The 19,267-nt window shown below is 69.0% G+C and carries 15 protein-coding genes; 9 read left to right on the top strand and 6 right to left on the bottom strand.

Annotation, left to right across the window (positions count from 1 at the left end; genetic code table 11):
• Window positions 1-3 precede the first annotated feature (3 nt).
• Window positions 4-573 carry a restriction endonuclease gene (locus RCP80_RS18010; protein ID WP_373693371.1) on the top strand — a complete coding sequence of 190 codons (570 nt, stop codon included), beginning with the start codon at window positions 4-6 and terminating at the stop codon, window positions 571-573.
• Here RCP80_RS18010 and lat read toward each other — a convergent pair.
• Both lat and RCP80_RS18020 read right to left on the bottom strand, forming a co-directional pair.
• A complete protein-coding gene (gene lat / locus RCP80_RS18015; RefSeq protein ID WP_308478974.1) occupies window positions 570-1,901 on the bottom strand; it encodes an L-lysine 6-transaminase in 1,332 nt (443 codons plus the stop codon). The genes RCP80_RS18010 and lat overlap by 4 nt on opposite strands.
• 127 nt (window positions 1,902-2,028) lie before the next feature.
• Window positions 2,029-2,487, bottom strand: coding sequence for an Lrp/AsnC family transcriptional regulator (locus RCP80_RS18020; RefSeq protein WP_308478975.1), 459 nt, complete (start codon window positions 2,485-2,487; stop codon window positions 2,029-2,031).
• 96 nt (window positions 2,488-2,583) lie between these two features.
• Between RCP80_RS18020 and hglS the strand changes: the two genes are divergently transcribed.
• Both hglS and amaB read left to right on the top strand, forming a co-directional pair.
• Complete coding sequence (gene hglS / locus RCP80_RS18025) at window positions 2,584-3,759, top strand: 2-oxoadipate dioxygenase/decarboxylase (RefSeq protein ID WP_373693543.1); 1,176 nt, start codon at window positions 2,584-2,586, stop codon at window positions 3,757-3,759.
• Window positions 3,750-5,297 (top strand): L-piperidine-6-carboxylate dehydrogenase, encoded by a 1,548-nt coding sequence (gene amaB / locus RCP80_RS18030; protein WP_308478977.1) that lies wholly within the window; start codon window positions 3,750-3,752, stop codon window positions 5,295-5,297. The genes hglS and amaB overlap by 10 nt, the downstream gene beginning before the upstream one ends.
• On the opposite strand, the gene RCP80_RS18035 is transcribed toward amaB, so the two are convergent.
• Window positions 5,294-6,733, bottom strand: a complete 1,440-nt coding sequence (locus tag RCP80_RS18035; protein ID WP_308478978.1) for a cytochrome P450 — start codon at window positions 6,731-6,733, stop codon at window positions 5,294-5,296. The two genes, amaB and RCP80_RS18035, sit on opposite strands and share 4 nt — an antisense overlap.
• Window positions 6,734-6,782: 49 nt before the next feature.
• Here RCP80_RS18035 and RCP80_RS18040 point away from each other — a divergent pair, with 49 nt between their 5' ends.
• Entirely contained in the window at window positions 6,783-7,433 is a 651-nt protein-coding gene (locus RCP80_RS18040) for a TetR/AcrR family transcriptional regulator (protein WP_308478979.1), read from the top strand.
• A 6-nt stretch (window positions 7,434-7,439) separates the two neighbouring features.
• Here the strand turns inward: RCP80_RS18040 and RCP80_RS18045 are convergent, their stop codons facing one another.
• Entirely contained in the window at window positions 7,440-7,781 is a 342-nt protein-coding gene (locus RCP80_RS18045) for a hypothetical protein (protein WP_308478980.1), read from the bottom strand.
• Complete coding sequence (locus RCP80_RS18050) at window positions 7,762-8,118, bottom strand: heme-binding protein (protein ID WP_308478981.1); 357 nt, start codon at window positions 8,116-8,118, stop codon at window positions 7,762-7,764. The genes RCP80_RS18045 and RCP80_RS18050 overlap by 20 nt, the downstream gene beginning before the upstream one ends.
• Before the next feature lie 563 nt (window positions 8,119-8,681).
• Between RCP80_RS18050 and RCP80_RS18055 the strand changes: the two genes are divergently transcribed.
• Genes RCP80_RS18055 through RCP80_RS18065 form a run of 3 tightly spaced genes read left to right on the top strand, consistent with a single transcriptional unit; the run spans window position 8,682 to window position 11,586 of the window.
• Window positions 8,682-9,242: a hypothetical protein gene (locus RCP80_RS18055; protein ID WP_308478982.1), complete on the top strand. Its 561-nt coding sequence runs from the start codon at window positions 8,682-8,684 to the stop codon at window positions 9,240-9,242.
• On the top strand, window positions 9,239-10,573 hold the full coding sequence (locus tag RCP80_RS18060) for a Dyp-type peroxidase (RefSeq protein ID WP_308478983.1): 1,335 nt from the start codon (window positions 9,239-9,241) through the stop codon (window positions 10,571-10,573). The genes RCP80_RS18055 and RCP80_RS18060 overlap by 4 nt, the downstream gene beginning before the upstream one ends.
• Entirely contained in the window at window positions 10,570-11,586 is a 1,017-nt protein-coding gene (locus RCP80_RS18065; protein WP_308478984.1) for a hypothetical protein, read from the top strand. Before RCP80_RS18060 ends, RCP80_RS18065 begins: the two co-directional genes overlap by 4 nt.
• A 4-nt stretch (window positions 11,587-11,590) precedes the next feature.
• Here RCP80_RS18065 and RCP80_RS18070 read toward each other — a convergent pair whose 3' ends face one another.
• Window positions 11,591-13,795 carry a winged helix-turn-helix domain-containing protein gene (locus tag RCP80_RS18070; protein WP_308478985.1) on the bottom strand — a complete coding sequence of 735 codons (2,205 nt, stop codon included), beginning with the start codon at window positions 13,793-13,795 and terminating at the stop codon, window positions 11,591-11,593.
• 124 nt (window positions 13,796-13,919) lie between these two features.
• Here RCP80_RS18070 and RCP80_RS18075 point away from each other — a divergent pair, with 124 nt between their 5' ends.
• Both RCP80_RS18075 and nei2 read left to right on the top strand, forming a co-directional pair.
• Window positions 13,920-18,515 carry an ATP-dependent helicase gene (locus RCP80_RS18075; protein ID WP_308478986.1) on the top strand — a complete coding sequence of 1,532 codons (4,596 nt, stop codon included), beginning with the start codon at window positions 13,920-13,922 and terminating at the stop codon, window positions 18,513-18,515.
• Complete coding sequence (gene nei2, locus RCP80_RS18080; protein WP_308478987.1) at window positions 18,515-19,267, top strand: endonuclease VIII Nei2; 753 nt, start codon at window positions 18,515-18,517, stop codon at window positions 19,265-19,267. The genes RCP80_RS18075 and nei2 overlap by 1 nt, the downstream gene beginning before the upstream one ends.

A 19,267-nucleotide genomic window follows, 5' to 3' on the forward strand; every position in this document is an offset into this window, starting at 1 on the left:
GGCGTGCTGCGGATCAGGGTTCTCAAGGTGGCCGTGGTGCTGGCGGCCGCGGCGGCCGCTGGCGCCCATCTGGCGGGCGTCGACCCGTGGTGGTGTGTGGCGATCGGCGCCGGTTCCCCGCTGGCCGCCTACGCCGCACCCCGGTTCGTGCGCGGCACGCTGGCCGGTCTTGGCACCCCCGGAAAGCGGGAGCGGCCCGAGGAGGCCATGACCGGCCTGGAGTTCGAGGATTACGTGGCCCGGGTGGCGCGCGGCTGCGGAGTCCCGGTGATCATGACGCCGCTGTCCGGCGACTGGGGTGTCGACCTCATCGTCGGCGTGCGGCCCAATCGTATTGCCATTCAATGCAAACGCCAGTCCCGGCCGGTCGGGCCCGGGGCCGTGCAGGAGGTGGTGGCCGGCGCTCCGATGCAAGACTGCGCCACGACCATGGTGGTCTCCAACCAACCGTTCACCCCGGCGGCGCAACGGTTGGCCGAATTGCACGGCACCACGTTGGTCGGCGGCAGCGACCTCCGCCACCTGCGGGCCACCATCCGGCGCTTGACCACGCTGGGTGCGCGCGCCGACTAGAGCGCTGCCCGCACCGCGGCGACGGCCGCGTCGAGCTCTTGGCGGCCCACCGTCAGCGCCGGCCGGAACCGCACCGAGTCCGTTCCGCAGCCCAGCATGACGACACCGCGGTTCCACAGTCGGCGCAGCAACTCGTCGCGCTGTTCGCGCGAGGGCAGGCTGAACGCGCACATCAGGCCTCGGCCCCGCACGTCGAGGACCGTGTCGGGCCTGTCGTCGGCGAGTTCCTGCAGCCGGCCGAGCAGATGGGCGCCCATGACGGCCGCGTTCTCGAAAAGACCTTCGGCAGCAATGGTTTCGAGGATGCGTCGGCTGCGCACCATGTCGACGAGGTTGCCACCCCAGGTGGAGTTGAGGCGAGAGCTCACCCGGAACACGTTGTCCGGGATCTCGTCGATGCGCCCACCTGCCATCACCCCGCACACCTGGGTCTTCTTCCCGAACGCGACGAGGTCGGGCCGGACCCCCAATTGCTGGTAGGCCCAGGCGGTTCCGGTGAGCCCGCAGCCGGTTTGGACCTCGTCGAAGATCAGCAGCGCGTCGAACTCGTCGCACAGCGCCCGCATCGCGGCGAAGAACTGCGGCCGGAAATGGCGGTCGCCGCCCTCCCCCTGGATCGGCTCGGCGATGAAGCACGCGATGTCGTGCGGATGCGCCTCGAACGCGGCCCGGGCCTGCCGCAGCGCGTCGGCCTCCAGGGCGACGATGTCGGCGCCCGGACGCAGGTACGGCGCATCGATGCGGGGCCAGTCGAAGGTGGGAAACCGGGCGGTTTTGGTCGGATCGGTGTTGGTCAGCGACATCGTGTAGCCGCTGCGGCCATGGAAGGCGCCGCGCAGGTGCAGCACCTTGGTCCCCAAGCCGGCGTCGATGCCGCGCGCCTCGTTGAATCGACTCTTCCAGTCGAACGCGGCCTTCAGGGCGTTCTCGACGGCCAGTGCGCCGCCGTCGACGAAGAACAGGTGCGGCAACGCCGGATCGCCGAGGACCCGCGCGAACGTCTCGACGAACCGGGCCATCGGCACGGTGTAGATGTCGGAGTTGGAGGGCTTGTTGACCGCGACGGCCGCCAACTCCGCGCGGAAGGCGACGTCGTCGGCCAGCGCCGGATGGTTCATTCCCAACGCGGCGGACGCGAAGAAGGTGAACATGTCGAGATAGGTCCGGCCGCTGTGCTCGTCGACCAGGTGGGACCCCCGCGATCGGGTCAGATCGAGCACCATGTCCATGCCGTCCACCAGGATGCTGCGACCGAGCACTTCACGAACGTGCGGCGAGCCCACGCGGCCGACGCCGCCGTCGCTGCACTCAGGAATTATTGCGGTCATGCACGCCATCTTATCGGAAAATATACGGTGGCCGCCCGCCAACGCGCGTAAGACGTCACCCCGCTCGCCACGCCCAGATTCCCCAGATCGCCGTATTATTTATCGAGCGAACCTGCCGATGCCGGAACTATTCCGATATAAAATGCCGGTCGCTGTAGAACGTCTGTAGGATGATCGTGCTGCGTGTCTTGACGTTGGCCGCGGTGCGGATCCGCTGCAGCAGGCCTTCGAGCGCCCGCGCGGATTCCACGTGCACCAACAACACGTAGCTGTCCTCACCGGCGACCGAGTGGCACGATTCGATCTCTTGGAGGTGTTGCAGCCGTGCGGGTGCATCGTCGGGCTCGGAAGGGTCCAGGGGCGTAATGGCCACGAACGCCGACAACTGCTTGCCCAGCGCCTCGGGCGCCACCCGAGCCGTGTACCCCGAAATCACGCCGCGGGATTCCAGCCGCCGGACCCTGGACTGCACCGCCGAGACCGAGAGCCCCGCGGTCGAGGCCAGGTGCGCCAACGTGGCCCGACCGTCGGCAACGAGTTCCCGCAGCAGGGCCCGGTCGATGGCGTCGAGCTCGTCAGCGGCCATTGCCGGAGACTATCGCAGCGGAGTCACACCGTGAGCGCATCGCGACACATCCCCACCTGGCAGCTCCGCGCCCGGTTCGCGGCGGCGTTGTCGGCGATGTACGGCGCCGAGGTACCCGCCTACACCGCGTTGGTCGCCGTCAGCGCGGCGGTCAACGCCGACCACGCCGCGTGGCATCCGCAGGCGCGGCGACTCGGGTCGCTGGACCGGGTCACCGCGGAGCGGCACGGGGCCATCCGCGTCGGCACACCGCGCGAACTGCGCGAGGTGGCGGTGCTGTTCGGCGCCTTCGGCATGTATCCGGTGGGGTTCTACGATCTGCGCGAGGCCGCCGCGCCGGTGCCCGTGATCTCCACGGCGTTTCGCCCGGTCGCACCGGATGAACTGGCGCGCAACCCGTTCCGGGTATTCACCTCGATGCTGGCCACCGCCGACGTGCGGTTCTTCGACCGCGATCTGCAACGCCGCGTGCAGAACTTCCTGGACGCCCGCGCTCTTTTCGACCCGGAGTTGATCGCCCAGGCGCGCGGCATAGCCGCCGACGGGCACTGCCCCGCCGAAACCGCCGACAAGTTCGTCGCGCGCGCGGTATCGGCGTTCGCGCTGTCCGATGATCCGATCGATAAGGGCTGGTACGACGAACTGTCCGCGGTGTCCGCGGTCGCGGCCGACATCGCCGGGGTGCGGACCACCCATATCAACCACCTCACCCCGCGGGTGTTCGACATCGACGAGCTGTACCGCCGGATGTCCGCGCGCGGGATCGAGATGATCGACGCCATCCAGGGTCCGCCGGCCACCCCGGGACCCGCGGTGCTGTTGCGGCAGACCTCGTTTCGAGCGCTGGCCGAACCGCGGCGGTTCCGGCACCGCGACGGGACGGTCCGCGCCGGCACCCTGCGGGTACGGTTCGGCGAGGTCGAGGCCCGCGGTGTGGCCCTGACCCCGAAGGGCCGCGAGCGCTACGACGCGGCGATGGCGGCCCCGGATCCGGCGGCCGCGTGGCCGCAGCACTTCCCGGGTACCGACCGTGAGCTCGCCGACCAACAGCTGGCCTACTACGTCGGCGGTGACCCCACCAAACCGGTTGTCTACGAGGACTTCCTGCCCGCCTCGGCAGCCGGGATCTTCCGCTCCAACCTGGACGCCGAGACCCGGCTCGGCGCCGGCAGCGATGACTCGGAGTATTCGTCGGCGTGGCTGTCCGGCGCGCTGCACACCGAACTGCTCGATCCCTACGCTCTCTACCGGAAGGCGGCAACATGTCCCTGAAGTCCCCGGCGATACAGCTGCCCGGCACCGCACAGCTCCGTGCGCGGGCCGGCGCCGCGCTGCTCGCCCTGGGCGCCGACCCGGCACGCCTCGGCGACGTCGGCGCGCCCGGGCTGCCGGCCAGCACCCCGATCACCGGAGAGCTGCTGTTCCGCGTGCCCGAGACCACGCGGACCGACGCCGATGCCGCGATCGCCCAGGCCGCGCGGGCGTTCACCGGTTGGCGCACCACCCCGGCGCCGGTGCGGGGCGCGCTGGTGGGCCGACTCGGCGAGCTGCTCACCGAGCACAAGGCGGCGCTGGCCGAGCTGGTGACCATCGAGGCCGGCAAGATCACCGCCGAGGCGCTCGGCGAGGTCCAGGAGATGATCGACGTCTGCCAATTTGCGGTCGGGCTCTCCCGGCAGCTCTACGGCAAGACCATCGCCTCGGAACGGCCCGGTCATCGGCTGCTGGAGAGCTGGCATCCGCTCGGCGTCGTCGGGGTCATCACGGCCTTCAACTTCCCCGTGGCGGTATGGGCCTGGAACACCGCGGTGGCGCTGGTGTGCGGCGACACCGTGGTGTGGAAGCCGTCCGAGCTGACCCCGCTGACCGCGATCGCGTGCCAGTCCCTGATCGAGCGCGCCGCCGCCGAGGTGGGTGCGCCACCTGAGGTCAGCTGGCTCCTCGTAGGCGGCCGCGACCTCGGCGAGCAACTGGTCGACGATCCGCGCATCGCGCTGCTCAGCGCCACCGGATCGGTGCGGATGGGGCGGGCGGTCGGCCCGCGGGTCGCGCAACGGTTCGGTCGGTCGTTGCTCGAACTCGGCGGCAACAACGCGGCCGTGGTGACACCGGCGGCCGACCTGGACCTGACGGTCCGCGGCATCGTCTTTGCCGCGGCCGGTACCGCCGGACAGCGGTGCACCACGTTGCGGCGGTTGATCGTGCACCGAACGGTGGCCGACCCGCTGGTCGAGCGCATCGCGACCGCGTATCGCAGTCTGACGGTGGGTGATCCGTTCGCACCGGAAACCCTGGTGGGACCGCTGATCCACGAGACCGCCTACCGGGACATGCGCGGCGCGCTGGCGCAGGCCGAGGCCGACGGCGGTGCGGTGCTCGGCGGCGAGCGCCACGAGTCGCCGAGCGAATGTTTCTACGTCGGTCCCGCCCTGGTGCGGATGCCGAGCCAGACCGAAATCGTCCACGAGGAAACGTTCGCCCCGGTGTTGTACGTGTTGACCTATGACACGCTCGAGGAGGCCATCGAACTCAACAATGCGGTGCCACAGGGACTTTCCTCGGCCATCTTCACCACCGACCTGCGCGAGGCCGAGCGGTTCCTGGCCGCCGACGGCTCGGACTGCGGGATCGCCAACGTCAACATCGGCACCTCGGGCGCCGAGATCGGCGGGGCGTTCGGCGGCGAGAAACACACCGGCGGTGGGCGGGAATCCGGCTCGGATTCCTGGCAGGCCTACATGCGGCGGGCCACCAACACCATCAACTATTCGTCGGAGCTGCCGCTGGCACAGGGGGTTCGGTTCGGCTAGCCAGGCCGCCGCAACCCCAGTCGAAAGTCCTTCGGCATCACGGTGAGCCGCTCGGTGACCGCCAGCCGGTAATCCGGGTCAGCGATCAGGTCATAGCGGCGGATCAGCATGCCCAGCAACAACACCGCCTCGTGCAGCGCGAACTGCCGCCCGATGCAGGACCGTTCACCGGTGCCGAACGGCTTGTACAGCGTGCCGGGCCGGGCGCGCAGGTGTTCGGGGGCGAACCGGTCGGGGTCGAACTCGTCGACCGGTGCCAGACCGTCTCCGCCCCAACGTGGATCGCGGTGCAGCGTGCCGGTCAGGGCCAGCACCCACTGCCCTTTCTTGATCGGGTAGCGCCCGGCCAGCACGGTGTCCTCGCGGGCCTCGCGGTAGTAGCCGGGAACGGTGGGTTGCAGCCGCAGCGACTCGTCGAGCACCCGCCGCAGGTAGCGCAGCTTGGCGATCTGCTCGAAGTCCGGACGCTCCGCTGCGCCCCAGACCGCATCGACCTCGGCCCGCGCCCGCGCGAACACCTCCGGCTGCCTCGACAGGAAGTACAACGCGAAAGACAAGGCACCGGAGGTGGTTTCGTGCCCAGCGATCAGAAAGTTGATCAGCTGATAGCGGATGTTCGCCTCATCGAGGCGCGGTTTGCCGTCCGCGTCCGGAGTCAACATGAGCTCCAGCAGATCGTCGTGGTGACCCAGCCCCTCGGCGCGGCGCGCGGCGACGATCTCGTCGGCGACGCCGTGCAGGTAGCCGGCATGCTTGCGCACCTTGCGCTCGTAGCGCCGGGCGACGAACCTGGGCAGATAGGTCTTCCAGAGCACTCCCAGCGTGTCCGAGCCGCGCAGCGCCGCGACCATGTTGTCGACGAACGGGTGCGTGCCCTCGGCGCCGAAGACGTCGAACGAGTGGTCGGCGGCGCAGCGTCCGATGGTTTCGAGCGTGACGCGGGTGGTATCCGCCGGGACGTCGACGGTGCTGCCGGCCTCGGCGCGGGTGTCCCAGCGGCCGAGCAACTCGGTTCCGACGTCGACCATCCTCGGGTGGTAGCGCCGCATCGCGGCCTGCGTGAACGCCGGCATCAGCAGGTCGTGGGCGCGTCGCCAGTTCGGCTCGTCGTTGCCGGCGGTGAACAACCCGTCGCCGCCGAGGATTCGCAGCGCCACCAGTTCGGGGCCCAGATGCTTGCAGAATCGCTTCTCGTCGTTGAGGTCGTGGACGATGTCGGCGCCGGCAGCCACCACGTAGCGCGCGCCCATGAAGGCGAATTCGAAGATCGGGCCCAGTTGGGCCGCGTAGTCGATGGCCGATCCGGTGGGCTCGTCGCCGCGGAAGGTCAGCACGTCGCCCAGTAGCGGAACCCGCTTGGGCGGACGCGGAATCCGCGGGTCCCGCAGTGGCTCGGACCCACTGCGCCGGTGTGTCTCGGCGGCAACGGCGGTCATGCACCCAGCCTCCGGCGTTGTTGTACATGTGTCAAGTAGGATGTCGGGCATGTCCGGAAAGGCCCGACGACGGCTGTCGCCCGACGATCGGCGCGCCGAACTGCTGGCCCTCGGCGCCGAGGTGTTCGGCTCCCGCCCCTACGACGAGGTGCGCATCGATGAGGTCGCCGAGCGCGCCGGGGTGTCGCGGGCGCTGATGTATCACTACTTCCCGGACAAGCGGGCCTTCTTCGCCGAGGTCCTGCGGTGCGAGGGAGAACGGCTCTTCGAGGCCACCAGCACCCCGGCGCGCCCGGGTCAGACCCTGTTCGAGCGGCTCCGCGTCGGCGTCCTGGCCTACCTGGAGTATCACGAACGCAACCCGCACGGGTCGTGGGCGGCGCACGTCGGTCTCGGTCGTACGGACCCGGTGTTGGCCGGCGTCGACTCCGCCGACAACGAACGGCAGATGCAGCGCATCATGGCCGCCGTCGTCGAGGTGTCCACCGAGCTGGACACCACGGTGGAGCGCGAACTTCAGGTCATCGTCTCCGGCTGGCTGGCGTTCACGCTCGAGATTTGCCGGCAGCGGATCATCGACCCGTCGCTGGACGCTCAGCGGCTGGCCGATTCGGCCGCGCATGCGCTGCTCGATGCGATCACCCGAGTGCCGGGTATCCCCGCGAAGCTGGCCGCCGCGGTCGCGCCGCAGCGGCGCTGAACGTCGTCAGCGCCGGCCGCCCCGACCCCCGCCCCCGCGGCCAGGCAGATCATTGTTCGGCCGCGACGGACCCGAGATGCCGCCGTCGAAATCCGGATCCAACACAATGCCGTAGTCGAATCCGTCGTAGTCGCAGTACCAGTCGAAGTCGCACGGGTAGGACATGCCGGAGCCCGGCCCCTGTCCGGTATTGCTGCCGCGGGTGTCGCCCTGCGAGCACAACACCGTGCCGTTGGAACTGACGCAGTCGGCGGCGGCCGACGGGCTCACGGTCACGGCGATGGTCGGCACGGCCGCCACCATGAACGTCAGTGCCGGCAGCCAGACTTTAATCAGTGAGCGGGACACCGCACCTGGCTCGGAAATCCATCATCGGCTGCCGAATGGCCGCAAGTTCCCCTCGCACTTGCGGATTGGCATCCAGATAGGCCGAAATCTGCTCGGTACGCTGCTCTTTCGGCTGCCCCTTCAGGCTGGTGAAGAAGGCGTTGACGGCAGGATGGGTGAACATGTAGGCCGACATCGATGCCGAGACTCCGGACATGATCCCGGTCATATCGCCGACCGAGCAGTACGGCGGCGGCGGTGGCGGCGGCGGATCCTCGGCGATCGCGCCCGGAGCCGTGGCCAACAAGGCGCCCGCGGCGATGGCCGTCGCAACTGCAGATCGAACGAAAACGGACATACCCGCTCCTTTACGTAGTCGGCTCTGACGCAAGCTGGATACCACGCTGGTCACCCCCGGCCACCGCGGTCACGGTCCGGCCGATCGCGGTCCGGCCGTTCTCGATCCGGTAGATCTTGGTTCGGGCGCGACGGCCCCTCGTCGAGCAGCGCTCCGGAATCATCGTTATCGCAGTACCATTCGAAATCGCACCATGGATAGGTGCTCTGAGGCGGTCCTTCTTGGTAAAAAGCCCCAGCCGACGCAGGGACCAAGAAAGACACAGTCACCCCGACTGTCAAGACCGAGAGATAAAACGCCTGGCGCATCACCATCTCCTACCAAGAATGTCGCAACGGCTCGCCAAGTGCAGGAGATATCCGCTGCGTGCGCACCCGCTCGCAGCCCATCCCGACTGTGCTGATCAGAACCTAGTGGGGCGACAGCGGGCAAACATCACCCACAATGGGGGAAATGGTCAGGCGGACACCCAACGCGGCCGCCGCCGCACCCCCGCTATGGGGGGCGACTACTCCCGTTGTGCGACATTAGGATTCACTGGGTCGTGAAATTGGGGGGCCGACATGTCAGCGCTGGAGAACAACTGGTCCGAGCCCGCTGCGCGCGCGATTCCCCCCGAAGGCTATTTCGAACTCGAACGCGGACGGTACGGTCCGGCTTTTCCGCGCACTCCAGCCTGCTACGGCTTCTCGATCATCGCCAAGGTCAAGGCCGGTCGCGAAGACGCCGTTCGCGCCCACGGCAAGCAGATCGAGGAGGCGGTCGCCGCCAGTCCCGATGTCTTGGCACCGCTGCGTCTGCACTACCTGCGCTGGGTCCTCTTCGACGTCGGATCCGGCCTGCACTTCCAGTACCAGGGCATCTTCGACACCGATTTCGACAAATACACCGAAGACGCCGTCCGACTGTTCAGCGCGACCGGAATCACCACGGTCTTCACCAATCTCGAGGGCTTTCCCGACGACTGGCAGACCAACTCGCAGGCGTTCATCGAGTTCGTCCGCGAGCATCACCATCCCAGCTTCTTGGAATACGGCGAATACCCGTACGTCACCGCTGAAGAGATCAAGAAGGCTCTGCGACTCAAGGCCGCATTCTCCGACATGCTCGACCAGATGCAGTGACACTCGACCTCGACGATATTCAGCACATCCTGCTGACCCGGACGCCGGCGATGACGGGACGCTATGAGTTTCTGTCGTTCGACACCGCTGCAGGCGGCCGAGCCTGGCTAACGGAATTGCTGGACCGGGTGCAATCGGCCGCGGACGCGCACGACACCATGGCGGACGCCAAGCGCTGGATCACGTTGGCATTCACACATAACGGCCTACGCGCGCTCGGTGTGCCCCCGAGTGCGCTGGCCTCCTTTCCCGACGAGTTCCGCGAGGGCATGGCCGCGCGCGCCGACATCCTGGGCGACACCGGCCCCAACGCGCCGCAGCACTGGGTTGGGGGGTTGGCCGGCGATGATGTACATGCGATCGCGATCCTCTTTGCTCGCGATGAGGCCGAACACCGCAGGTGCATCGGCGAACACGACAACCTGCTGGCTCGCTGCGACGGCGTGCGCAGCGTCTCGTTTCTCGACCTGAACGCCACCCCACCGTTCAACTACGCTCACGACCACTTCGGCTTTCGGGACCGGCTCTCGCAACCGGTGATGAAGGGGTCGGGCGAAGAACCGACACCGGGCTCCGGTGCACCGCTGGAGCCCGGCGAGTTCATCCTCGGCTATCCCGATGAGGACGGACCGGTCCACAACCTGCCGCAGCCCGAAGTGCTGGCACGCAACGGCAGCTATCTGGCATACCGCCGGTTGCAGGAACACGTCGGGGCGTTTCGCACCTACCTGAGCGACAACGCGACCACCCCGCAGGAGCAGGATCTGCTGGCCGCCAAGTTCATGGGTCGATGGCGTAGCGGCGCGCCACTGGTGCTGGCACCCACCATCGACGATCCCGAGCTCGGCGCAGACCCGATGCGTAACAACGATTTCAACTACGGTGAGATGGATCCACTCGGCTACGCCTGCCCACTGGGCTCCCATGCCCGTCGGCTGAACCCGCGCGACACCGCACACTACATGAATCGGCGCCGGATGATACGTCGCGGCGCGACCTATGGGCCGGCCCTGCCGGACGGCGCTCCCGAAGATGGTGTCGACCGCGGCATCGCGGCATTCATCATCTGCGCCAGTCTCGTTCGGCAGTTCGAGTTCGCACAGAACGTCTGGATCAACGACACGAGCTTCCATGAACTGGGCAACGAGCACGATCCCATCTGCGGGACGCAGGACGGCACCCTGGATTTCACCGTACCCAGGCGCCCGATACGGAAGGTGCACAAGGGCATCCCGGCCTTTACCACCCTCCGGGGCGGCGCGTACTTCTTTCTGCCCGGATTGCGCGCTTTGCGCTACCTCGCTGGGCTCGGGGATCGGGAGATGCCGTGACAACCCCGCGCGCTGCCCGCACCTACAACCAGGACCATGTTGCCCGCCGTCCCGGTCGAGGCAGGCGCATCAGTATCTATTGGACGTGGAGTTACCCCTGGGAGGCCCAGCGTGATCCGGCGGCGATGGCCAACCGCTACTCCACCATGACGGAAGTCCGCAATGCGGTCTATCCCGCCTACGAGACGCCCGAGTTCGAGGCGGACAGATTCCTCCAAGGTATCGCGGGCACACTGGAACTGTTCCACCGCTCGACACTGAGTTTTCAGGGTGTGGCCGCCGAGGTGACGGGCCAGCCGGTGGCGGTCTTCCAACGGGTCGACCAGGCCGGATATCCCCAGCCGATCGATGAACGGATCCTCGCCGACGCCGACACGCTGATGGTCTTCGGGCTTGACCACCTCACGTGCGGGTCGGAGTCGGGCGCTGCCGAGGTTGAAGCAATCCGAAGCTGGCTCCGGCGGGCGGGCACGTGCCTGCTGTTGGCCCCGCATCACGACGTGGGCTTCACCGAAGATCTGCTGCAACGACAGTTGGAGTACGAGCATCACGGTGACCCACTCGTGCCCCGTCAGCAGCGATTCAGTGCGTACACGCGTTCGTTGATGCGGGAATTGGGGATTCCGGTGCACAATATCTGGGGCTTGCGGCCGGCGGTAATCGCCGGCACCGCAGACATTGCACCGCTCACCGTTGCCCACGACCTCGATGGGCCGGGTCTGCTCCGTGGCGTTCCGACGTTGAGTTTCCACCCACATCTCCCCCACTACCAGCTCACCGCCCGAGAGGGCGACGGCCTGCGTGTGCTGGGCCGCCAACCGGTGGACCCGAATCGGCCACATCCATTCACCGCCGCGGGCAACACCGAGTTCAACGCGGTGATCTGGATGCCGCCGTCCGGCGACCGAACCGGCGACATCGTGATGATCGACTCGACGCACTTCACGACGCTGTTCGGCGGCACCGACAGTTTGCGCAATTTATGGCGAAACATCGCCGGCATGCCGGTCTAGCGAGTCAATTCGGGAGCAGACCAATGCGTTTCGCCTCGGCAACCGCCTCGGCGCGGGAGGCCGCAGCGAGCTTTCGGTAGATCGAAGCCACCTGACTCTTCACGGTTTCCCGGCCGATCATCAAGTCCTCGGCTATGCGCTGCAACGAGAAATGCGTCGCCAGATAGGGCAACAGTCGTAGCTCGGCGGTAGTCAGGGGTTTGTGGTCCCCGCCGGCCGCCAACATCCGAACCCGCTCCAGCCGGCGAAGCAACGCGACCGCATCGGGTTCGCGCCGGCCCGCGCGGTCACCCTTGTCGAGGTGCCGCAGCATCACGTCGCGGTCCCCGATGACTGCCGCAGACCATGCCAACAGGCCGTGTCCGAGCAGCGCGGTGCGCGCCGCGAGGTCGCCCAGATTATTCAGCAGGCGTTCGGTGATGGCGATCGACAACCGCGCTGCGGTAACCTCGCCGGCGCGTGCCTCACTCACCGCACTGGCGGAGTAGACGACGATCATCGGAACCACGTCGCTCAATTCATGGGCATCAACGATCCGCCGGGCGGCGGTGCAACGTGCCAGGCAGCCGGCGTCATCGCCCTCTCCGAGATCCAACAACCCCAAGTGCGCCAACGCGGCGGCCTCGAAGCCGGGCAGATCACCGAGCAACGGCAGCGCCGATTCAAGCAACGCCCGCGCTCGATCATTGCGTCCCAGCATGGATTCCGCGGCGCCCTTCATCACCGTCGCCGCGGCCCACCACGGATTCACCTGGTAGTCGCCGGCCGCACGAACCGTGTCGGCATGCCGTACCGTGTCGTGCACGCCGCCGACCCCGGTCATCGAACTCACCAGGGCGGCAGCGACTCTGACCGAGGGCGTGCAGTCGGCCAGCGGTTGTCCCCGGTCGGCTCTGCTCGCCAGCACGAGCGAGCGTTGGATCAGCGCCGCATCGCCGGTGGTGACCCCGAGCCACGCGCTGGCTATCGCGGCGTCGGGGTACTCAGCCACGATCCGCTCGTCCAGCAGACGCACGCGCCGGGCCAGCAGACCGGCCCGGCCGTCGAATCCGAGTCGGACCGCGTCACGGCCCACCAACGCCGCCGCGTACCGCCGATCGCCGACGGCCAACGCCTGCACCACTGCTGCGTCGAGGTCGCCCTGGCGTTCCAGCATCCGTGCGGCCCGCCCGGCCAGCACCCGGTAGCGGGACTGGTCCCCCGCTCGCAGCCGGGACCGCAGCAGGTCCCCGAGCAGACTGTGAAATCGGTACCACACACGTTCGGCGCCAATTGGAACCAGAAAGTGGTTGCCGGACGATCGGATCGATTCCAGCAGCCGCCCCGAGTCGCTGCGGCCGAGCACCTCATCCAGGCAGTCGCCGGAAAGCCGGTCCAGAATCGATGATTCCACCAAAAACGTCAGCGTGTCGGAATCGAGTCGACTCAGCACCTCCTCCACCAGGTAGCCGGCAACCAGTGGATCGCTGCCGGTCAGCGCGGCAGCATCGGCGCGGTCCCGCGTCGACATCGCCGCCAGCACCACCCCGGCCGCCCAGCCCTCGCACTTGTCCAGCACCGAGCGCAATACGGCGCCGTCGTCGCACCGACCTCCGACGGCGGTGAAGGCCTGCGTCGCCTCGTCTTCGGAGAGCGTCAACTCGGCGATCCCGATCTCGACCAGTCCGCCGCCGAGCCGGCGGCGGGCCAAAGGCACCGCCGGTGTGCTTCGACCCACCAGGACCGCCGTCAGCGTGGCCGGGCCCTCGGCGATCAACGCGGCCAGCGCAGCGCGGGCCGGCGACGCCGACAGTTCGTGGACATCGTCCACCACCACCACCAGCGGCTCGCAGTCCTCCAGCGCCTCGACCAGGGCCGGCACCAGCTGGGTGAGCGGATCGCGCCCCGGGCCGCGCAGGTAACGCAGCGCCGCCGGGTTCAGTGGCCGGACCCGATCCACCGCGGCGGCAATGTGCAGCAGCAGATGGATCGGATCCTCGTCGAGGGGGTCGAGTCGCAGCCAGGCGAACGGCCGCGGGTCGGCGTCATCCCACTGGGCGACCGCCGTCGTCTTGCCATAGCCCGCGGGTGCTTGCACCGTGACCAGGTCCCCGCCCCGGGTACCGAGTAACGACTTCACTATGGCGGTCCGGGCCACGACCCCCTCGGGCGTACCGGGCCGCCCGAGCGTGGCAGCCGGGATATGCGGCTGCCAATCCCCCGCGGTCACGAGGAAATCGTATCCATCCGACGGCGGCCGCCGCGCGATTACGCACGACCCGAGGATTTCCTGGAGAGTCCCTGGGAGTCCCCTGCCAATGCACGTTGTCGCACCCACTTGGCACGATGGTGTAATGGCCCGCCCCGTCGATCCGCTGGCCCGCTTCGGCGAGCTCACCCGGCACTGGTTCGCGGGCACCTTCGTGGCCCCGACACCAGCCCAGGCCCAGGCCTGGGCGGCGATCGCCGACGGCGACAACACGCTGGTCATAGCCCCTACCGGGTCGGGCAAGACGCTCGCGGCGTTCCTGTGGGCCATCGACCGGCTGGCACATTCCGACGGCGACGCCGCGGAAACCACACCGAGCACCCGGGTGCTCTACGTTTCGCCGTTGAAGGCACTGGCGGTCGACGTCGAACGCAACCTGCGCACCCCGCTGACCGGCATTTCGCGCATCGCGGAACGCGACGGGGTCGCGCCGCCGAGCATCAGCGTCGGAGTCCGCTCCGGCGACACCCCGCCGAACCGCCGCCGGGAACTCATCGCCAAGCCGCCCGACATCCTGATCACCACGCCCGAATCGTTGTTCTTGATGCTGACCTCGGCGGCCCGCGGGGCGCTGGCCGGGGTGCAGACGGTCATCGTCGACGAGGTGCACGCGGTCGCGGGCACCAAGCGGGGTGCGCACCTGGCGCTCTCGCTGGAACGCCTCGACGCGCTGCTGGACCGGCCCGCCCAACGGATCGGCCTCTCGGCCACCGTGCGCCCGGCCGAGGAGGTGGCGCGGTTCCTGTCCGGCGCCACCCGCACCACCATCGTCGCGCCGCCGGCGACCAAGACCTTCGAGCTCAGCGTGCAGGTCCCCGTGCCGGACATGGCCAACCTGGAGGACAACTCCATCTGGCCCGATGTCGAGGAACGCATCGTCGACCTCATCGAGGCGCACAACTCGTCGATCGTGTTCGCCAACTCACGGCGGCTGGCCGAACGGCTCACCGCCCGGCTCAACGAGATTCATGCCGAGCGGCTCGGACTGGGCCCCGACGCCGCGGACGGCACCAACCCCGATGTCGCGGGCGGCGCGCCCGCCTACATCATGGCCAGCGGCCAAACCTCGGGCGCCGAACCGGTGCTGGCGCGGGCCCACCACGGGTCGGTCTCCAAGGAAACCCGCGCCGAGGTCGAGAACGCGCTCAAGATCGGTAGCCTCAAGGCCGTCGTCGCCACCTCGAGCCTCGAGCTGGGAATCGACATGGGTGCAGTCGATCTCGTCATCCAGGTCGAGACGCCCCCGTCGGTGGCCAGCGGTCTGCAACGCATCGGCCGGGCCGGGCATCAGGTCGGGGAGATCAGCCAGGGCGTCTTGCTGCCCAAGCACCGCACCGACCTGATCGGGTGCGGGGTCACCGTGCAGCGCATGCTGGCCGGGCAGATCGAGGCCATGCGGGTACCGACCAACCCGCTGGACATCCTGGCCCAACACACGATCGCGGCGTGCGCGCTGGAACCGCTGGACGCCGACGACTGGTTCGACACGGTCCGGCGCAGCGCACCGTTTGCGACGCTGCCGCGCAGCGCCTTCGAAGCCACCCTGGACCTGTTGAGCGGCAAGTTCCCGTCGACGGAGTTCGCCGAACTGCGCCCGCGCATCGTCTATGACCGCGACACCGGCGCGCTGACAGCGCGACCCGGCGCGCAACGGTTGGCGGTGACCTCCGGCGGTGCGATTCCTGACCGCGGGCTGTTCACGGTGTATCTGGCCAGCAGCGCGGACACCGAGAAGCCCTCTCGGGTCGGCGAACTCGATGAGGAGATGGTCTACGAGTCGCGGCCCGGCGACGTGATCTCCTTGGGCGCCACCAGCTGGCGCATCACCGAGATCACCCACGACCGGGTGCTGGTGATCCCGGCTCCCGGCCAGCCCGCCCGGCTGCCCTTCTGGCGCGGCGACGGCATCGGCCGCCCGGCCGAACTCGGTGCCGCGATCGGCGCGTTCACCGGGGAGCTGGCCCGGCTGGACCGGCCCGCGTTCGAGCAGCGTTGCGGGGCGATCGGTTTCGACGGCTATGCGACCGACAACCTGTGGCAGCTACTCGACGAGCAACGCGGTGCGACCGGCACGGTGCCGTCGGACACCGCGCTGCTGGTGGAGCGCTTTCGCGATGAACTCGGCGACTGGCGCGTCATCCTGCACTCCCCCTACGGGCTGCGTGTGCACGGTCCGCTGGCACTCGCGGTCGGCAAGCGGCTGTATGACCGCTACGGCATCGACGAAAAGCCGACCGCCTCCGACGACGGCATCATCGTCCGGCTGCCCGATGCCTTAAACGGCCAAGAAACCGCCCCGGGCGCAGAGATCTTCGTGTTCGACCCCGACGAGATCGAACCCCTGGTCACCGCGGAGGTCGGCGGCTCGGCGCTGTTCGCGGCGCGCTTCCGTGAGTGCGCGGCCCGCGCGCTGCTGCTGCCGCGGCGGCATCCGGGCAAGCGTTCACCGCTGTGGCATCAGCGCCAACGCGCCGCGCAGTTGCTGGACGTGGCCCGGCACTACCCCGACTTTCCGATCGTGCTCGAGGCGGTCCGGGAATGCCTGCAGGACGTCTACGACGTCCCGAGCCTGACCGCGCTGATGACCCGCATCGCGAGCCGCCGGGTGCGGATCGCCGAGATCGAGACCGTCACGCCCTCCCCGTTCGCGGCGTCGTTGCTGTTCGGCTACGTGGGTGCCTTCATGTACGAGGGCGACAGCCCGCTCGCCGAACGCCGCGCCGCCGCACTGGCTTTGGACCCCACGCTGTTGGCCGAACTGTTGGGCCGCATCGAGCTGCGCGAGCTGCTCGACGCCGAGGTCATCGCCTCGACCGCCCGTCAACTGCAGCATCTCACCCCGGAGCGGGCCGTGCGCGACGCCGAGGGTGTCGCCGACCTGCTGCGGCTGCTGGGCCCGCTGACCGCCGACGAGATCGCGGACCGCGCGGCCGGCGTCGAGGTGACCGAGTGGCTCGACAGTCTGCGCGGCGCAAAACGGGCGGTGCCCGTCTCCTACGCCGACCGGCAGTGGTGGGTCGCGGTGGAGGACATCGCGCGGTTGCGCGACGGGGTCGGCGTGGCGGTGCCGGTCGGGGTGGCGGCGGCGTTCCTCGAACCGGTCCTCGACCCGCTCGGTGAGCTGCTGGGACGCTACGCGCGCACCCGCGGGCCGTTCACCACCGCCGACGCGGCGGCCCGGTTCGGGCTGGGCCCGCGGGTGGCCGCCGATGTGCTGGGCCGCCTCGCGGTCGACGGCAAACTGGTACGCGGCGAGTTCGTCGACGCACCCACCGACGTGCCACACGGGGATCAGTGGTGCGACGCCGAGGTGCTGCGCATCCTGCGCCGCCGGTCACTGGCCGCGCTGCGGGCCCAGATCGAGCCGGTGAGCACGTCCGCGTACGCCCGGTTCCTGCAGTCGTGGCAGCAGGTCGGCGGTCCGGGAGCCGGGGCACACACCCACACCGTGGTCGGCGTCGACGGCCTGGCCACCGTGATCGACCAGCTCGCCGGGCTGCCGATGCCGGCATCCGCGGTCGAGCCGCTGATCTTCGGTCAACGTGTCCGCGACTATCAGCCGGCGATGCTGGACGAGCTGCTGGCTTCCGGTGAGGTGGTGTGGTCGGGTGCCGGAGCCTTGGCCGCCGCCGACGGCTGGATCGCGTTTCACGGCGCCGACACCGCGCCGCTGTCGCTGCGGCCGCCGAGCGAGATCGACCTGACCGCGGCGCACCGGGGCATCCTGGCCGCCCTCGAGGGCACCGGCGCGTACTTCTTCCGCCAGTTGGCCGTCGATGGTGTCGACACCGAGACGCTCAAAGCGGCGCTGTGGGAACTGATCTGGGCGGGCCATGTCACCGGGGACACGTTCGCCCCGGTTCGGGCACTGCTGTCGGGCGATCGTCGGTCCGGGTCCCGCCGGGCCGCCACCCCGGCGCACCGGCAGCGCCGCGCGCCCCGGATGAAGAGCTACCGCATCGGGGTGAACGTCGGCGCGCATCCCCGCGATGTCGACCCCACCGTGGCCGGGCGCTGGTCGTTGCTGCCGATCGCCGAGACGGATTCGACGCTGCGCGCGCACTTTCAGGCCGATCAGTTGCTGGCCCGCCACGGCGTCCTCACCCGGGGTGCCGTGACCGCCGAGAACACTCCGGGCGGCTTCGCGATGCTCTACAAGGTGCTGGCCGTCCTCGAGGATGCGGGCCGCTGCCAACGCGGATACTTCGTCGAATCGCTCGGGGGCGCCCAGTTCGCGACGGCGACCACGGTGGACCGGCTGCGGGGCTTCGCCGACAACATCGACGACGAGCGCACCATCGGTGGCACCTCGGTGCTGGCGGCCACCGACCCCGCCAATCCGTACGGCGCCGCGCTGCCGTGGCCCAGCCGGGCCGCCGACACCGACTCCGCGCACCGCCCGGGCCGCAAGGCCGGTGCACTGGTGGCCCTCGTCGACGGCGCGCTGGCGTGGTTCATCGAGCGCGGCGGCCGCTCGCTGCTGACCTTCACCGGTGACGCCGGGGTCCACAACGCGGCCGCCGCAGCGTTGGCCGAACTGGTGACCCAGCGGCGCATTCCAGGACTGCTGGTGGAGCGCATCGACGGTGTGCCGGTTCTCACCGACCGCGATTCGGCGGCCTCGGCCGCGCTGATCGCCGCCGGGTTTTCCCGCACCCCGCGTGGACTGCGGCTGCGCTGATGCCCGAGGGCGACACCATCTTTCGGGCGGCCGGCCAGTTGCGCGCCGCGCTGGTGGGCAAGGTGCTGACCCGCTGCGATGTGCGGGTTCCGCAATACGCCACGGTGGATCTGAGCGGGCACGTCGTCGACGAGGTGCTCAGTCGCGGCAAGCATCTGTTCATCCGCGCCGGCGCATTCAGCGTCCACTCGCACTTGAAGATGGACGGCAGCTGGCAGACCGGGCGGGTGCGCGTCGCGCCGCACCGGATTCGGATCATCCTGGAAACCACCGACTCACACGCGGTGGGCGTCGACCTCGGGGTGCTGGAGATCCTGCCCCGCGACCACGACCTCGACGTCGTCGCGCAGCTGGGTCCGGACCTGTTGGGTCCGGACTGGTCCGCGGAGGTCGCCGCGGCGAATCTGCTGGCCGATCCGGGCCGACCGATCGGCGAGACACTGCTGGATCAGCGCGTGCTGGCCGGCATCGGCAACGTCTACGCCAACGAACTGTGCTTCGTCTTCGGGCTGCGGCCGCACACCGCGGTCGGCGAGGTGGCCGATGCCCTCCGGTTGGCGAAGCGGGCCCAACAGATGTTGTGGGCCAACCGACTCCGGGTGCAACGCTGCACCACCGGCGACACCCACCGCGGCCGCGAACTGTGGGTGTACGGCCGCGCCGGCGAGCCGTGCCGTCGGTGCGGGACGCCGATCCGCCACGACAGCGGTGGCGACCGGGTCACCTACTGGTGCCCGACGTGTCAGCGCTGA

Source organism: Mycolicibacterium sp. MU0053 (assembly GCF_963378095.1).
Taxonomy (GTDB): domain Bacteria; phylum Actinomycetota; class Actinomycetes; order Mycobacteriales; family Mycobacteriaceae; genus Mycobacterium; species Mycobacterium burgundiense.